Here is a 16,337-nt window from a genome sequence, read left to right on the forward strand (position 1 = left end):
CCGCGCATTTTTTGTCAAATATGTATGAATATTTACAAATTTTATCACAAGGTACCCTTGAATGTAAAAATAACGCTTACAAAGAAAAGAACTCCTGCCCCAATCATCTACTTCTGAGGCAGGAGATTCCATTATTTATATAGGAGGTAATCTTCTCTTAAATCATTGAAGTCTTCCAGGTCTTCTTCCCACTCTTCCTGGATATCTTCCACCGATCTGCCGTTTTCGACGGCGTCACGCACCCAGCCATTCCCAATCAAATAATCAAAAAAGGAAATACCCGAGCTGTTCTCTGCTCGGAAAGCAAAATCATCCGGATACAGATCATGAATGGTCTTTACGAGTGTCAGACCTGTTTCCACTGCTTTGTATTCATCCCGGTCGGTCACATGAATCTGCACGCCATGAGATAATTCTCCACCATGCTTGGAAAAGGATGGGGTAAAGGAAGCGGCACGGAACATTACACCAGGCAGATGATTGGCGTTCATGGCCGCAGCCAGTTCCGTACTGTTTATGAATGGCGCTCCGATCAGCTCGAACGGCCGGGTCGTTCCCCGCCCTTCCGATACGTTCGTCCCTTCGATCAATGCCGCTCCCGGATACACGTAGGCAGCGTCCACCGTCGGCATATTCGGTGATGGAGCAACAAAGGAAAGACCTGTATCGTCATAGTCCATCTTGCGCTTCCACCCTTTCATTTGCACTACTTCCAAGTCAGCACCGATGTCATATTCCTCGTTGAAAAGCAACGCCAGCTCCCCGACTGTCATGCCGTGACGAAGCGGGACAGGGTAATTCCCTACAAACGATTGATAATTCATATCCAGCACCGGCCCCTCGACCGTGTCACCGCTGATCGGGTTGGGACGATCCAGGACAATGAAAGGAATGTCATTTTCCTGTGCCGCTTCCATTGCATAGGCCATCGTATAAATGTACGTATAGAAGCGTGTGCCTACATCCTGGATATCAAACATCAGCACATCAATATCTTCCAGCATCTCAGGAGTCGGCTTCCGGGTCTCCCCATATAAGCTGTAGACAGGAAGACCGGTCTGTTCGTCTGTGTAAAACTCAACATATTCCCCGGCCTGAGCACTCCCTCTGACTCCATGCTCCGGGCCATAGAGAGCCGTCAAATCGACATCCTCATCCTTATGGAGCAGGTCGACAATGCTGTTCAATTCCTTATCCACACCTGTCGGATTCGTAATCAGGCCGACTTTTTTCCCTTCAATCAGGTCTTTTTTATCATCAAGCAGGACTTCCACACCAAGCTTAAGGGCTTTTCCATTTTTATAATGTCCTTTATGCTTCCCATTGCTTCCATTGTGATCCGCCATCACAACAGAAAATGTCGTCCAAGTCAGGATCAACACAAGTGCTGCAGCCAGCCATTTTTTCAAATGAACCTCTCCCCTTTGTTAAGAATTCAGTCATTCATTCCTGTTCCATATTCATACAGCACACCATTTTCCCCTGGAATGGTCACCGGAAGTTTTCCTGAAGGATGGTTAGCCCCGAAAATAGTCGACGCAGTGGCTGTGAAACTCGCATCCCTGAACCCGTATTGAGCGATATAAGCGTCCACTTCTGGATATGCCATCACATCATAAGGATTTCTGATCCCGACGCCGATGACCGGTCCTTCGGCGATCTCCAGAATTTCCTGCATCCGCTGCATCTGCGGGTGATTCCGTGATCTCGTCCAGACATTATACGTATAGGTGCCCGCAATGACATAATCCGCTACTTGAAGAGCCGTCCGCTCTTCGGACGTAAAGGCCTCAGAATTGTGATCGATCAACGTTGTCCGGTCATGGATCTTCTTCACAGCCTCTGCTAAGGAGGAGCTGAATGAATCACCGACAACGACAATATGATCGTCTGTCTCTGCCTGCAGCGGCAGGACTTCCTCGTTCTTCACAAGAGTGATGGATTTCTCTGCGGCTTCCTTTTCCACCTGCCTATGTTCCTCTGAACCGACGACTTCTTCTGCATGCGCTACTTGATCCTCAAGCGCAGGCGGCTGTTCAGACTTGATGATGCCCCGTTTGATTTTCAGAGTGAGAATCCTCTCTACAGAATCCTCAATGGTTTTCATTTCTATGTCCCCTGTGTCAACAGCCTCATAAATTCCACCCGCCACTTCTTCGAGTCCTACCGGCATAAGTACGATATCTGTTCCGGCATTAATGGCGCGGATCACTGCATCCACAGGCCCGAAATGTTCCTGAATCGCATTCATATTCAACGCATCTGTAATGACAAGACCTTCGTATCCCATCTCTTCACGTATCAGACCCGTCAGCACTTTTTTAGACAAAGTGGCCGGCAGAGCGATTTCTTCGCCGTCCTTTTTGGAAACGACTTTCGTATCATCGATTTCCGGGAATGTGACATGAGCCGTCATGACAGCATCAATCCCGGCATCCATCACCTGTTGGAAGGGATACAATTCCACTTCTTTTAATCGTTCCTTGTCATACGGTACTTCCGGAAGGCCGATATGGGAATCGACAGCCGTGTCCCCATGCCCCGGAAAGTGCTTCGCTGTGGCGGCTACACCTGTTTCCTGAAGTCCTGACATATAAGCCTGCCCCATATCTGCTACAAGCTCAGGGTTTCCGCCGAAGGACCTTACCCCTATCACCGGATTATCCGGGTTGTTATTGACATCCATATCAGGAGCCAGGTTCATATTTATACCAAGAGCAGACAGCTCTTCCCCGATCGCCCGGCCCACATCCTGACTGATGTTTTCCGAACGTGTGGCTCCTAAAGCCATATTCCCCGGGAAATCCGTCCCGGACTGCAGACGAGTCACAATTCCGCCTTCCTGGTCAATCGTGACAAGCAGTCCATGTTTCTCAGCCACCGCCTGATAGTCCGCCACAAGCTCTGTCGTCTGAGCGGTTGTTACGACGTTCTCCCTGAATAAGATGACTCCGCCAAGATGATACTCTTTTACGAGATCCTCAATTTCAGGAAGCATTTTCGTAACATTCTTACCGTTCCAATTCCGGAAGTCCGGCATCAGCATCTGACCGACTTTTTCCTTCATCGACATGTTCTCCATCGCATGCTGAACCAGGTCATATTTCTGCCCTTTATTTTTTTTAATTTGGATTTCCGACTGTTTTTTACCACCTTTAACGTAGACGAAAATCCAATCTTTATCCCGTCCATTCGATACAGCAACCCAGGACCTTCCAGGCTTCCCTGTGAAGGTCAGCTGCCCCTTGTCATCCACCTGGACTACTTTTTTATTCGAAGCTGTCCATGACAGCCCCTCTTCGATCTTTTTAAACGACCCATCACCGTACACATGTAAGGCCGTTAAGTCGAACTGTCCACCCTTCACAGTCACATCCGCCTGCGGGACATTTTCGAGGAGTATAAGTTCCGGTCTCTCCAATACCTCTTCTGCCTTTACAGACCCTTGTCCGGGGGGAAGTACAAGACCGAGCACCAGCACAAACAAGGCACTCCACTTTCCGATTGTCTTCATCTGCCATTCCTCCTTATCCTTATTTATTTGTAAAAGGGCCACGGGTATCCGGAGCCGCTTCTGCAAAACAATGAGATCGGAACAAGCCGGTTTATGTATCGATTTTTTGAAAGCGTTTACAAATTGTAATAAAAGCGTAACGAATTATGATATAGTCGTCTATACCACTTTAGGCCCTGATCAATCGCAAACTCCTATTTTTCCCATCCCTTCCTAATGCGTCCATTGAATCATTTTGAAATTTCATGTCAAAAATGACGAAATTCATTGTAAATAAAGTACAAAAGGCACCCCGTTGTCAGGAGTGCCTTTTTCTTTACCGGCTGTACGTACCGATTTCCTCCAATGCGCGATCCGTCAGTGAGGTATCTACGGCTTTATCAAAATCAACGTCCCCACTTATGGCACCGTTCTCTTTGTACATCGTAAACTGCTTTTGAATATCTTCAACAAACATCCGCCCATTGGGATCAAGACCGGTGACACCGACCTTCTTCCATATGGCCGGGTCTTTCAGAGCTGTATGTTTCGTCATCATCCCAATCACTTCATCCAATCCTTCCCCGTATAGGAAGGCGTCGTTATAATCACGGATTCCTTTTAAATACGCCGCCATGAACCGGACAGAAACTTCTTCTTCTGTTTCAACGAAGCCTGGTGATCCGAGAACCATGGCAATTTGAGCATCGGGAGCATAATCGGTCGCATCTTTAAAGCGGACGTGAAGACCCTGTGCCTCTCCCTGGGTAATTAAAGGTTCGATCTGCAAGGCTGCATCGATTGACTTGCTGCCCATTGCTGCCAGCATATTCCCGAAATCGGACATCAGGACGAGTTCGACATCATCTTCTGTCAGACCGGCATGCTCAAGCATTCGTTGAAAAATGTAATCATCGACAGCATTTCTTGAAGAGACCGCAATCCGCTTCCCTTTCAAATCGGCATACTCCTGAATCTCCTCCTGCAGATCTTCGCGGATAACGAAGCTGAAATAAGAATTCCCTTCAAAGTAATGCCCTTTGTCGGCAATGATCTTTACATCAATGCCCTGAGCGATCGCGTTAAAGAAGGACGCTGTCGATACTCCACCGGCGATATCCACTTCTCCAGCAGCAAGAGCCGGAAGCATATCATCACTATTGGCAAAACTCGTAAACCGGATATCGATATTGTAATCTTCAAAATACCCTTTTTCCTTGGCAATGTAAAAGCCGGCCCCGGAAGCCGCACCATCCTCTGCAATGACAACCGTCGTTTTCTTTTTAAGCGGCTCCATATCTCCCGACGGAGGGCTGCCTTCTGTCTGTTTCTCCTCCTCTACGGCCCCACAGCCGAACAGAAGAAAAAGGAATAATAAAAACGAAAGCAGATGACAGACTTTTTTCACCATCATATCCCGACTCCTTTCAAATAGGGGAACGCGACTGCTGCACTTCGTTCTGCAGATGATTCCAGACGCTTACAAAATGAGCGGCCATTTCCGGGTCAGAGCGGATCTGCTCCATCGTCCGCGGTCTTGGTGACTGGATGTGGATTTCCTTAACGATCCTTCCCGGCTGCGCACTCATTAGAAGAATTCGGTCACTGAGAAGGAGGGCTTCATCAATGCTGTGGGTAATAAACAAGACCGTCTTTTTGGTTTCAGCCCAGATCGTCAGCAGCTCTTCCTGCAGGATGAATTTGTTCTGCTCATCCAAAGCAGCAAATGGTTCATCCATCAGAAGGATTTCCGGGTCATTGGCAAATGCTCTTGCAATGCTGACCCTCTGCTTCATCCCGCCCGACAGTTCACGGGGATATAACCCAGAAAACTTTTCCAACCCCGTCTTTTTGAGGTAATACGCTGTCCGTTCCTTTGTCACTACATCAGGCGTGCGTCTCATCTTCAGGCCAAAGCTCACATTCCCTTCCACTGTCAGCCATGGAATGACACCCCGTTCTTGAAAAACCATCGACTGGAGCGGGCGCCCATCTTTCTCCCTTGTGATGGCAAACGACCCGGCACTCGGCTTTTCCAGCTCCGCCAATATTCGGAGCAGGGTCGTTTTTCCACAGCCGCTCGGACCGAGCAGGCAGATAAATTCGCCGTCCTCGATGTTCATCGATATGTTTTCCAGCGCTGTTACTTTCGCATCTTTTTTATAAAATACTTTCGTTAAATTGTTCATGACGATTTTTGTACTCATTGGATCACCTCCATGGAAGAAGCTTCACCTGCAGGCCGCGCAGCAGAACAGAGAATAGGTAGCCGAAGAACGAAATTACGATCAGTCCGACGTACATCTCCTTCAACAGAAAGGCTTTATAGGACGTCCAAATAAGATAACCGATCCCTGAATTTGCTCCCATCATTTCAGCAGCCACAATCGTCAACAGGGCAATCGCCTGACCCATCTGGATACCTTCGAGCATGACAGGCAGAGACCCAGGGAGGGCGATTTTGAAGAAAAACTGCCTTGATCCCGCCCCGTAATTTTTTGCTACATCCAGATAAATCCGGTCTATGTTCGTCACCCCGGCCACGGTGTTGATGACAACTGGAAAAAAGACACTGCCGGCAATTGTTACTATCTTCGAAACTTCGCCGACCCCAAACATAATAATGATGATTGGCAGCAGCGCAAGCGTAGGGATGGGCATAACAGCCATAATCAACGGAGATAGAAAATGACGTGCGGGTGAATACAATCCCATAAATAGACCGATCACCACCGCCGGGATAACCCCGAGTAAAAATCCTGAAGCAATCCGAAACAACGAAATCCCAATATGATGAAACAGCTCACCGCTCTGTCCCAGCTCCCAAAAAGTGAAGAGAATCGCACTCGGGGGTGGAAAGAAACGAGCATCAATCCATCCCATCCGCGAAAAACATTCCCAGAGCAGGAGCAGGAAAATCGGTGATGACACCGTCAGAGCCTGCTTCAAGCGGTGCTGCCGCTGTCTCTGCTTCCATTCCTGCCGTTCCATTTGAACCGGATCATCGCGGATCTCCTTAGCGCGATGTATCATCTTTCACCACCTCAATGGATACTGTATGTGCGAAGGCCCAGATGTGTGAGTTTTCCATTTATACCCTTGTTAAACGAGGTGCCTCGTTATACAATGGTTTTAGAATAATTTGGAAAAGGTGTGAATCTATGGACCGGGAAATCATGAAAGGCAGCATCGATATTCTCATGATGAACTTAGTCAACCGCAGAGACATGTATGGCTATGAGATTGTGAAACACCTGAAAGAGCAGAGTGACCAGCTTTACAATATGAGCGAAGGCACCCTCTATCCCGCTTTGAAACGCCTGGAGCGCAAAGATTGGCTGACATCTTATTGGTCCGAAACTACCGGAGGACGCAGAAAATACTACCGCATCACCGATGAAGGCCGCACCATCCTGCAACAGAAGCTTCAGGAATGGAAAAGTGTCAGCGACCTCATTTCTAAGACGTCGGAGGATATGGCATGAAAAAAATTGAAAAGCATGTCAATCACATATTGAAGGAAATGCAGAGCACGAAAGAAGAACGGGAGGAAATCAGGGAAGAGTTGACCACTCACCTTACGAGCGCCAAACAAAAGTATATCAATGAGGGGGAAAGTGAAAAAAGAGCGGAGAAACTGGCCATCAAGGATTTCGGGGATGCCGGCATGATCGGCGGCGGTATCCAGGAAAGTCTGTATCCTTTCCAACGGGGGCTCCTTTACATGATCGGGGCCGGTACCATCCTGCTTGGTATCTTCATCCACCTCACTGCGACGTTCTCGTTCGGGGATCCTTGGCCGGGATGGCTTGCCATCCAGATGTCGCTCGGAATGCTCGTCGTTTTGACTGCCATCAACATATCCTGGACCGGCCAGCATTATTGGTCCGTCAATGTGATTGTGTTCCTGACGATTTTGTGGAATGCGTTCAACTATATGGTCGTACCCCAGTTTTATCAGCTGCAGGTCATCATCATAAGTCTCTTTATAGGCATTCTTATCCTCCTGTGCCTGATCTTCATCGTACGGAATTCATATTACGCCACCACGAGTCCCTCTGCTGATAAAAACATACGGACGGTGACGACAATCAGCCACATCATAAACATAATCTATGGCTTGATGATTTCCGGTGCCGGTTTGTTCATCACTTGGGGTGCACTCGTTTTCGGGGGCATGAATGCCATGGTATTTATGCCTCTGACAGCAGTGGCCGCCTGGCTGGCTTTTTACAAATATCAAATGAACATGATTGGAAGAAAGCCTGTCACAGCCATTTTTACCGGTCTATTGTTCTGCACTCTGATTGTAGGCCTGCCACTTACACTATTAAGTTGGATATAAAGGAGGGTCTTTATAATGGATCTGCTTATTACGCTGGCCTGGTCGGTCTTTTTCATATTCCTTATCATTGCAGGATCGCTGGTGTGGATGAAAAAAAGAAAGGCCCTGCTTCTAACCACGCAAGCCTTGACCGGGTACGGAGCTTTCATCCTTCTGGTTGGTTTACTGTTTCATATAATCATAGGCATTTACGGAGTGATCTTCCTTCTTTCCGGAGCCGTTTCGCACGTTTTATCGAAAGACTATGCTAAAGGAAGGTGAACCTATTGTCGCTGATAAAGAAAAACATCCTGTTCATCAGCAGTATGGCCGTGCTGTTCGGCTTGTTGTACTGGACCGGTACATTCGCTGATTCTCCCGGCGGTCCGACCGGCCTCGGGGAAGCCCCTGATCTTTCCCATGATGATGAAACCATCGTCTTCACCTACCATCAGGACGGACACGGAAGTCTGTATACCGTTTCTTCCAGCGGTGGTGATGCCGAGCGGTTGACGGAACCGGAGGAGGAAAAAGACGATACGCGTCCCGTTTTCGCTTCAGACGGTAAAATCGCCTTTCTCCGTCAATGGGAAGGCGATGTCCACCACCATCAACAGTTGATGCTGTGGGAGGAAGGGAAAACCACTCCTCTGCTTGATGAGGAAACGTACGTATCAGATATGAGTTTCTCTCCGGACGGCACCCAGTTATACCTTCTGAAAAATGAAGAATATAAGGACGTCTATGATGATGGCCGCACCCAGCCGACGGAATTCGATGTCTATAAACTGGGCATCGAATCCGGAGAAATGGAAGAAGTCACCGACTTGAATTCGGTCTCCATCAATTCTCTGCAGGTCATCAGCGAAGAGGAGCTGCTTTATAAACTGGATTATGAAAAGCATGCCATCGAGCGCCTTCAATTACCATCCGGAGAAACGACGACGATGTGGCCGAAATCCCTGTCCTATTCGAAAGCCCAGGAGCCGGTCGTCAGCGGCCCGCGCTTATCCCCTGATGGAAACACGGTCGCCTTTTCCGATGTGGCTTCCACAAATGAAAAAGGCACCTTCGAATATGAAATCTTCACGATGACTCCCAATGGGGAAAACATCAAGCAGATTACAAAAAGCTCCGTTCAGGCAGGGCATCCTCTGTTTTTCCGTTCGTCTGACCAGATTCTCTACACGATCGACCGGAACTTCGCAGGACGCGAACCCCAACGGGAATACTGGACTGTCGACACAGATGGAACAGACCGGCGACAGCTGAACATCACCATTCCATCTTCCAAGCAATAAAAAAAGCCCCGGTACCGGGGATCAGAAATGCCGATAACCAGGTGAAACTAACTCTATTCAAAATAGATGTACATGAAGCAGCCTACTAATGTCACGAGGAGCGTTCGGTGGTGACGCCTGCGGGAACAGCGCGAGCCGAAGATCCACTTTTGCAGGTGGTTTTCCTGTCCAAGTCAGCTGAAGCCGTGCCCGCGGCAGGCATCCACCGATAAGCGGAACGTGACCCTCCCCAAGATAATAAGTGTTTTTTCTACAATGCAGAACTTTATTTATCTTTATGCTGCTCGCTGGCCTCGATTTCTGAAGTAAGCTCTTCAATTTTCGTTTCCAACACTTTCATAAAAGTACTCTTATTGCCGGCCATATGTTTAGGGCGGATGGCTTCACCAAAAAAGGAAGCCATCTGATCCTCCATTTGGTGAAGGAGCTTTTCCTCTTCCTTCTTCCTTTTATCGGCAGCCGTCTGCCATTTTTGGAGTTCCCCTTTTAACTGACGAACCTGCTCCTGCTCGACTTTGTACTGCTTTTTCATCTCTTCCAGTTCCTTTTTCTGCAGGGAGGCATCTTTTTGGAGAGAATCTTTCTCCTGCTTTTCTTTTTGAAGCAGGCGCTGACTTTCCAAGTAATTGTTCATTAAGAAGGCTTGGTCCTGCAGAATCCGGCGTGTCCGTCTTCCCTCTTCCATGAACAACTTTTCCAATTCTGCGGCCTTCTTATGCCATTCCTTTTGTTTCTCCTGCTCCCTTTGGATCTCCACTTTCAGTTCGGCATAACTTTTTTGAAGCATGGACGTATCCCGCTGAGACTGAAAAAAGCGCTGCTGATATTCCCCAAGCTCGGCCTCGACCTGTTTCCTTCTAGCTTCTTCCTGTTTTTCAGATTCTTTCAGATCAACGACATGGGCCTGCCACTTCTTGATTTCTGCTTTATAATGCTCTTCCTCCGTCCGGGCTTTTTCCAGCTGGAGTTCGTACGTCTGGTTTCTTTTAGCCAGTTCACCTTTCAGCACCGCTTCTTCTTCCGACCAGCGACCGCTTTCCTGCTTCAATTGTTCGTTTTCATTTTTCAAACTCTCCAGCATGGAGTAGTGATAGTTTTCCTGATAATCTTGTACTTTTTTCTTATATTTATCCAACTCTGAGCGGTAATAAATCACTTTCTGCTGAAGTTGTACAGCGTCTTTATTCATCACTTCCGCCTCCTCCATCCATACATTTCATCCATAGGCAAACGTTGTCCATCTATCCTTCTTTTCTATCCTATGAACCTTCCCGATTAAATATCACCTCCCTCACAAGCATCATCTTCCCTGTTTGGGTCAAATCGCCGTTTCGCTTTCATCACATGTGCTTATGATAGTAAAGAAGGGAGGGGAAAGGATGAGTCACAACGATCAACCTAAGAAAACGGATGCTGCGCCTTTACAGAGACCTCCACGCCGAAAGCCGCGTAAAGGTGGCTGCTGTGGTAAACGCCGATAAATAAAAAACGTCTAGGAGCTTGACACCTAGACGTTTTGCATGTTCTTTATGCGGCTGGATCAATAAGGGTGTAATTTCCATTTTCTCCGATGATTTCTGTTTCTTCAGGAACACGGATATAGACGGCCTCCTCGCCCCACTCGATACGGCTTCCCCGCTCCCGGCCCACGGAATTTTGGGAAAACTGAGTAAAAGGAAATTCAGAGGTGAACATTTGGTAATGGACATCAACCGGATTTTCCACGCTCACCGTCAAGGTTTGCTGATTCATGACCAAAGTCGGTTTGAATTCTTCCTGGACTTTTAAACCATCCACGTAGATCGGCGAGCGGTAATAAGAGGCTTGAATCTTCCCGGTTAGATCAGAAGTTTTTTCTATGAAAATACCCGGCCCACCTTCGTTTTCCACATAGGCTTCAAGTGTCAATGGGTGATCCTGAAGCTCAAAAGACCACTCTTTGACAAGGGTATCCTTGTTTACCTCATCCACTTTTCCCTCGGCAATCAACATAGGGATGGATATTTCTGATCGTTTTTTTGAATGTGTGCTTTCCTCATTCATTGAAGCTGTTGTTTCAGAAGGAAGGAAAGTAGAGACAATCATCGATACCAGCAGAAGGACGAAATACCCTCCAAGCATCCATAACCCCGTTTTCCCCTGCCCCAGGCGCATTTTCATCGTTCCTATAGAAGAAAACGCAGTGACGGCGACGACCAGTGCAAGAATAAGTATAGGCAGCAGAACCATCATCTTTTCACTTCCAATCGGTTTGAGATGAGGAAGGCGATAACATAAGCAGCTGTACTGACAGCCAGACTCTTCATGATAAACAGCCAGAAATTCTGTTCAGAAAAAAGGAATTGGAAAAAGAAGCGATCCATGGAGTACCCTGCGCTTTCCAAAGAAATTAAGAGGCCGATAAATAAGACGGGAAGCAGGATAACGAACATTTTGTTCCACTGGACTATCATCCCCGCAGCATAACCGAAGCCTGCAAACATAAAGATGGTCAGGATGAGCGATACAAGGCCCATGACATAGATTCCTGCTCCTTCTGCCCCGTTATTGCTCAAAAGCTCCTGTGAGGTAAAAAGAAAGACAACCACTTTTAAGAGATATCCAGAGAGCGAAGCTGCGAACCCTGCAATCGAGCAGATGATCCACAAATAGATAATTGTAGACAACGTACCGCTCGTGCGGTTCGTAACAAACGCAAAATCATCTTCTCTGTAGGCTTTGGTTGTCAGAAGCAATGCGGTTATAAATCCCCAGAAAATCGTGAAAATCATAATCATATCTGCATTGTAATACTCAACCCGAATATTGTAGTTCATTCCGCCAGAACTGCTCATTCCTGTACCATTCAACGAGAAAAGAACGGCCAGAAGCTGAATGACCACTAACGACGTAAACACGCTGATATAGGCACGCCATTTATAGCTGACTTGTTTTTTGACCACTTCCGCTGTTGATATGTCCGCTGAATACATCATCCAAGCCCCCTTTCCCATTTGCTTCTCCTGTCATATAAACGAAGGCATCGCTCGCTGAAACGGCTGAAAGCTGGACACCATTCCGCTTCAACTCTTCTTTTTCCACCGTTGTTAAATCATTCTCAAGGATGATGGTCTTTTCGTAAGGCCCCTGCTTCTCTTCATATAAGAAAACCTTATGCTTCATCCACTCCGGCATGGATTCGTTCCGTCCGGATACCGCAACCGCATAGGATTTCATGTCTTCCATAGAGGTATGCAGGAGAAGATTTCCTTTTTGCAGGACGATGATCTCTTCCAAAAGATCCTCCACTTCCTCAAGATGATGAGTGGATAGTAAGATCGTCCGCGGGTATGCCAGATAGTCTTTTAATAAGGCTCTGTAAAAATCCTTCCGAACCGCGGCATCCATCCCTGTAGTGGGTTCGTCAAAAATCGTAAGAGCCGAACGGGAGGCCAGGCCGATAATCATATTAAATGTGCTCTCTTTTCCTTTGGAAAGCTCGTTGTGATGACCTTTTGGGTGAAAACCGAAATAGTCAAACAAGTTCATCGCAAGTGTATGATCCCAATTATGATAAAAGCGGCGTCCCTCCTCTAAAATTTCCTTTAGCGTTAAGGACGTTGGAAAATTCATCTGATCATCAATGTAGATACTGTTGGCCGATACCAATAGATTGTTGAACGGGCGGTTCCCATAGACCTCAGCTTCTCCATCACTTTCTTTCAAAAGACCTGTGAGAATCTTTAACAAGGTCGTTTTCCCTGCTCCGTTCCGACCGGCAAGACCTATGATTTTATTCTCCTCCATGGAGAAGGATACCCCATGGAGCGCTGTTCTTCTGCCGTACTTTTTCGTTACTTCTTTGCATTGAACGGCTTTCATTCTGATCCCCCCTTCCAGGAATTCCGGATAAGTTCAATAATCTCATTCTCTGACATTTGAAGATAGCCGGCTTCTGTCACCACATCGTCAATCAACTGCTTTAATGTCTGGTTCTTCCGTTTCTCGATAATCATCTGCCTTGCCCCTTCGGCAACAAATTTACCGATTCCCCGCTTATCATAAAGAATCCCTTCCTCTGCCAATTTTGTAAGCCCTTTTGCCGCTGTTGCGGGATTGATATTGTATATGTCCGCCAGCTTATACTGCGAATAAACCTTCTCATCCACGTTCAAACCGCCATTCATGATTTCACTTTCGATCCATTCTGCGATTTGTATATAAATCGGTTTCATGCCATCTGTATCCAGGATCACTTTGATCACCTTCTCTCCGAATGGGTGCATTAGTGTTGTAATGTAGTATATTACACATCCGCTCTATTGACAATAATATCCACACAAAAAAAGCTGATCTTATAAAAGATCAGCTTCCTGCCACCGGACAATTTGAAAATCAGCTTCGTTTTTGAAGGTCCACACAGAGTCTCTGATACGCTTTAGACTCCTCCAACATCTGTTTATCCTGATACACTTTGGCAAGCCATTGGAGAGGCTCAGGACGGTCGGGCTGAAGCTCCATCTCCATTTGGAAACATTCCAGAGCCTGATCCAGCTGGTGGAAACTATAATACCCTTCCCCAAGTTCAAGAAGGTGATCCAGATCACCCGAAATCTCTTTCATCCGCACGATTTTCTCAAACGATGGGGATTGTTCAGACAAAGGTCGTATTCTCTCGATGATTTCTTCCATCTCCATCTTTTCAAACAAGGCTTCGATATATTTCTCTACCAGGTGTCCCGTCGATTCCGGTAGAACTGGAAGGACTTTTTCCAAAAGGATATGAACCGCATCAAGGGACTGGCGCATGTCGATTTCATCAAGCATAGCCGCGGCCGATGCCATTTGATCTGAGTGCGGTTGGATGTCAAAGCGTTGAACAATGCCGGCCGATGGTTCTACTAAACGTTGGTCAAGATAGCGGTCAAACAGGAAATCCGTGACTTGATCATAGGAAGGACGACTGGATATGAGTGGTTCCAGCAAGGACATTTGGTCCTCGGGCTCAAAGGTGTCCTTCACCAAATGAAGGAACGCTGCTGATTCTTCAGCAGATAAGGATGGGGGCAGGGAGTTGATCCTGTGGACAAGGTGTTCCACTTCCCTGTTTTCGTTAAGAAGGAGGCGTGACTTCTCTTCCATCGATGCATGTTCTTCGGCGTACAAGCGGTCGCGTTTGAATAAGGAAGCCTCCTGCGTTTCGTAAGCTTCTGATGCGGAAGCAAAAGCGAGGTCATGGCTGATTTCCTGTACGAACCGGCTCTCAGGCGCCAGACGCACCATTTCCCGTACAATTGTGTAGGATTCAAACATTTTCCCTTCCCGTCTACACGTATAAAAGATAGCTTTAATATCAGCAAGCAGTTGTTTTTTAGGAATAAAAGATTCAAAGAGAGTGAGGATCCGGCTTTGTTCCTGCCTTGTAAAATGCCGGGCGGCTTTCTTTTTCAACTGGGGATAGTTGATTTTCTGAAGGGGTTTTTCCGCGTCTATCAATCTGGTCAGGAGGGGATTCGGCTGGTCATAAACCAAGCCTTCTTTCCATACACGGGAAGCGTAGGAGGTCCGCTTCATCTTTTTAGTCTTAACAGCCGTCAGGAAGGTCTGCTTAAAAAAGAACAGCAGCCAGCAGTTTTCATCATCATATCCTTCTATCAGCTGTGTCTGTTCAAAAAAGGCAGCCCGCCCCGCTTTTAAATGTAAAGGCTGTTTCTGCTTCGGAATCGACAGGTGTATCATCGTCATACAATCAACCTCCTTTAATTCTACCTTCACTATACCATAACTTTTTCCAATCCCTCCAACTAAAAAATATAAGCCAACGCCGTGCGGCAGGCACATCCTCCCTCTTGCAGCACGGTTGATAGAAGGTTTACCTTGTAACACTGATGTTACATATGTAACAAATCCCCTCCCTTACAAAAGCTGTCAAGGCGCACTTTTATGAAATTTATAATCGAAATGGATAACTCTTCCTAAACTTCCTTGTGCGCTCTATTAAATTATGAGACTATTCTGTCCACGCCGCCGTTGGGTTCAGTCGTTCTTCCTCAGGGGTTCTCCCCATATGCTCTATCTCTCAGAATGGTAGTTTCCAGATTCAACCTCCTATATTACATGATCTTGATGGTACGATAGAGTTGTTCCAAACAACACAACTCATCAAGGAGGAATTTCAGATTATGAAAAAGCCACTTATTCTGACAGGCGCACTTGCGCTGTCTCTACTAGCATCACCAGCCACATCCCTTGCTTCTACAGGTGAGGTTCAGAAAGACTATCAGGTTCAAACGAAAACCATTCAAATAGATTCCAGTCAGGTGAACGACTGGGCAAAACAAAATGAAGAGGCATTGAAAAATGGTCAATATGATCAATTGGATGTACAGTCACTGCTCAAACAATTCAATTGGAATGCCCAGCCTTCTGAGCAGGCACCCGTAGAAGAGCAGCCGGCTCAGCAACAGGAGCCTGCGCAACCGGCAGCTGAAGAAGCAGCACCACAGCCGGCACCTGAAGAAACAGCAGCACCAGAGGAAGAAGCTCAAGCGCAGGACTCCGTCCAGGAAGAGAACGCCTCTTCTGACGTATCCGCTTTTGAAAAAGAAGTGGTGGAACTGACAAACCAGGAACGTGAAAAGCAGGGACTTGAACCACTGAAGCTTGATACAGCACTAAGTGGAGTCGCTGATGACAAATCTCTGGATATGCAGAACAATGACTATTTCTCCCACAACAGCCCGACGTACGGTTCTCCATTTGATATGATGGATCAATACGGCATTGATTACCGTACAGCCGGTGAAAACATCGCAATGGGGCAGACGTCTCCTGAACAGGTTGTCGAAGGCTGGATGAACAGCCAGGGACACCGTGAAAACATTATGAACCCTGACTTCACCCACATCGGTGTAGGTCACGCCGAAGAAGGGAACTACTGGACACAAATGTTCATTGGTAAATAACAGCCGATAGAAAAAAGCCACCGGATTTGAACTGTACCCCATAATATGGACAGTTTATAAAAAGAGCCTTAGGCAGCTAAGAGATGGCCTCGGTATTGTACCGGGGTCATCTTATTTAACTTCCACTGATATCTCTCGTTATTATATTTACTTATATAGTTGTTCACTTCTTCTTTTAGTTGGTTAAAGCTCTCACATGCTTTATGATCCACCATATCTTTCAAATGACCAAAGAATGATTCCATTGGGGCGTTATCCCAACAGTTTCCTCTGCG

The 16,337-nt window shown here is 46.9% G+C and carries 17 protein-coding genes; 5 read left to right on the top strand and 12 right to left on the bottom strand.

Going from position 1 to position 16,337, the window contains the following annotated elements; all coding sequences use genetic code 11:
• Positions 1-131 precede the first annotated feature (131 nt).
• From H615_RS0116960 to H615_RS0116980, 5 genes are all read right to left on the bottom strand, one after another.
• On the bottom strand, positions 132-1,409 hold the full coding sequence (locus tag H615_RS0116960) for an exo-beta-N-acetylmuramidase NamZ family protein (protein WP_027956253.1): 1,278 nt from the start codon (positions 1,407-1,409) through the stop codon (positions 132-134).
• Positions 1,410-1,435: 26 nt separating this feature from the next.
• On the bottom strand, positions 1,436-3,514 hold the full coding sequence (locus H615_RS0116965; protein ID WP_027956254.1) for a glycoside hydrolase family 3 protein: 2,079 nt from the start codon (positions 3,512-3,514) through the stop codon (positions 1,436-1,438).
• 316 nt (positions 3,515-3,830) lie between these two features.
• Positions 3,831-4,904 carry an ABC transporter substrate-binding protein gene (locus tag H615_RS0116970; RefSeq protein WP_027956255.1) on the bottom strand — a complete coding sequence of 358 codons (1,074 nt, stop codon included), beginning with the start codon at positions 4,902-4,904 and terminating at the stop codon, positions 3,831-3,833.
• A 16-nt stretch (positions 4,905-4,920) separates the two neighbouring features.
• Positions 4,921-5,700 carry an ABC transporter ATP-binding protein gene (locus tag H615_RS0116975; protein ID WP_027956256.1) on the bottom strand — a complete coding sequence of 260 codons (780 nt, stop codon included), beginning with the start codon at positions 5,698-5,700 and terminating at the stop codon, positions 4,921-4,923.
• Between the two features lie 4 nt (positions 5,701-5,704).
• Entirely contained in the window at positions 5,705-6,526 is an 822-nt protein-coding gene (locus tag H615_RS0116980; protein WP_035532542.1) for an ABC transporter permease, read from the bottom strand.
• Between the two features lie 128 nt (positions 6,527-6,654).
• On the opposite strand from H615_RS0116980, the gene H615_RS0116985 reads away from it, so the two are divergent.
• The 4 genes from H615_RS0116985 to H615_RS0117000 are packed head-to-tail and all read left to right on the top strand — an operon-like array spanning position 6,655 to position 9,118.
• Positions 6,655-6,978 (top strand): PadR family transcriptional regulator, encoded by a 324-nt coding sequence (locus tag H615_RS0116985; RefSeq protein ID WP_027956258.1) that lies wholly within the window; start codon positions 6,655-6,657, stop codon positions 6,976-6,978.
• Positions 6,975-7,838, top strand: a complete 864-nt coding sequence (locus H615_RS0116990) for a permease prefix domain 1-containing protein (protein WP_027956259.1) — start codon at positions 6,975-6,977, stop codon at positions 7,836-7,838. Before H615_RS0116985 ends, H615_RS0116990 begins: the two co-directional genes overlap by 4 nt.
• 15 nt (positions 7,839-7,853) lie before the next feature.
• On the top strand, positions 7,854-8,099 hold the full coding sequence (locus H615_RS0116995) for a hypothetical protein (protein ID WP_027956260.1): 246 nt from the start codon (positions 7,854-7,856) through the stop codon (positions 8,097-8,099).
• 5 nt (positions 8,100-8,104) lie between these two features.
• Entirely contained in the window at positions 8,105-9,118 is a 1,014-nt protein-coding gene (locus tag H615_RS0117000) for a TolB-like translocation protein (RefSeq protein WP_027956261.1), read from the top strand.
• A gap of 265 nt (positions 9,119-9,383) precedes the next feature.
• Here the strand turns inward: H615_RS0117000 and H615_RS21575 are convergent, their stop codons facing one another.
• The 6 genes from H615_RS21575 to H615_RS0117030 all read right to left on the bottom strand — a co-directional run bounded on the left by H615_RS21575 (position 9,384) and on the right by H615_RS0117030 (position 14,842).
• Complete coding sequence (locus H615_RS21575) at positions 9,384-10,307, bottom strand: coiled-coil domain-containing protein (RefSeq protein ID WP_035532545.1); 924 nt, start codon at positions 10,305-10,307, stop codon at positions 9,384-9,386.
• A 338-nt stretch (positions 10,308-10,645) separates the two neighbouring features.
• Complete coding sequence (locus H615_RS0117010; RefSeq protein WP_027956262.1) at positions 10,646-11,350, bottom strand: hypothetical protein; 705 nt, start codon at positions 11,348-11,350, stop codon at positions 10,646-10,648.
• A complete protein-coding gene (locus tag H615_RS0117015; protein ID WP_156896517.1) occupies positions 11,347-12,093 on the bottom strand; it encodes a hypothetical protein in 747 nt (248 codons plus the stop codon). The genes H615_RS0117010 and H615_RS0117015 overlap by 4 nt, the downstream gene beginning before the upstream one ends.
• Positions 12,035-12,979, bottom strand: a complete 945-nt coding sequence (locus tag H615_RS21580; protein ID WP_051254756.1) for an ATP-binding cassette domain-containing protein — start codon at positions 12,977-12,979, stop codon at positions 12,035-12,037. The genes H615_RS0117015 and H615_RS21580 overlap by 59 nt, the downstream gene beginning before the upstream one ends.
• Positions 12,976-13,362, bottom strand: a complete 387-nt coding sequence (locus H615_RS0117025) for a GntR family transcriptional regulator (protein WP_342341478.1) — start codon at positions 13,360-13,362, stop codon at positions 12,976-12,978. The genes H615_RS21580 and H615_RS0117025 overlap by 4 nt, the downstream gene beginning before the upstream one ends.
• Before the next feature lie 130 nt (positions 13,363-13,492).
• Positions 13,493-14,842, bottom strand: a complete 1,350-nt coding sequence (locus H615_RS0117030) for a hypothetical protein (protein WP_027956265.1) — start codon at positions 14,840-14,842, stop codon at positions 13,493-13,495.
• 437 nt (positions 14,843-15,279) lie between these two features.
• Between H615_RS0117030 and H615_RS0117035 the strand changes: the two genes are divergently transcribed.
• Positions 15,280-16,062 carry a CAP domain-containing protein gene (locus tag H615_RS0117035; RefSeq protein WP_027956266.1) on the top strand — a complete coding sequence of 261 codons (783 nt, stop codon included), beginning with the start codon at positions 15,280-15,282 and terminating at the stop codon, positions 16,060-16,062.
• Positions 16,063-16,130: 68 nt separating this feature from the next.
• Here the strand turns inward: H615_RS0117035 and H615_RS22165 are convergent.
• Positions 16,131-16,337, bottom strand: a 207-nt coding sequence (locus H615_RS22165; protein ID WP_027956267.1) for an IS3 family transposase, incomplete at its 5' end; no start/stop codon positions are given.

This window comes from Halobacillus kuroshimensis DSM 18393 (genome assembly GCF_000425705.1).
In the GTDB taxonomy this organism is placed as follows: domain Bacteria; phylum Bacillota; class Bacilli; order Bacillales; family Halobacillaceae; genus Halobacillus; species Halobacillus kuroshimensis.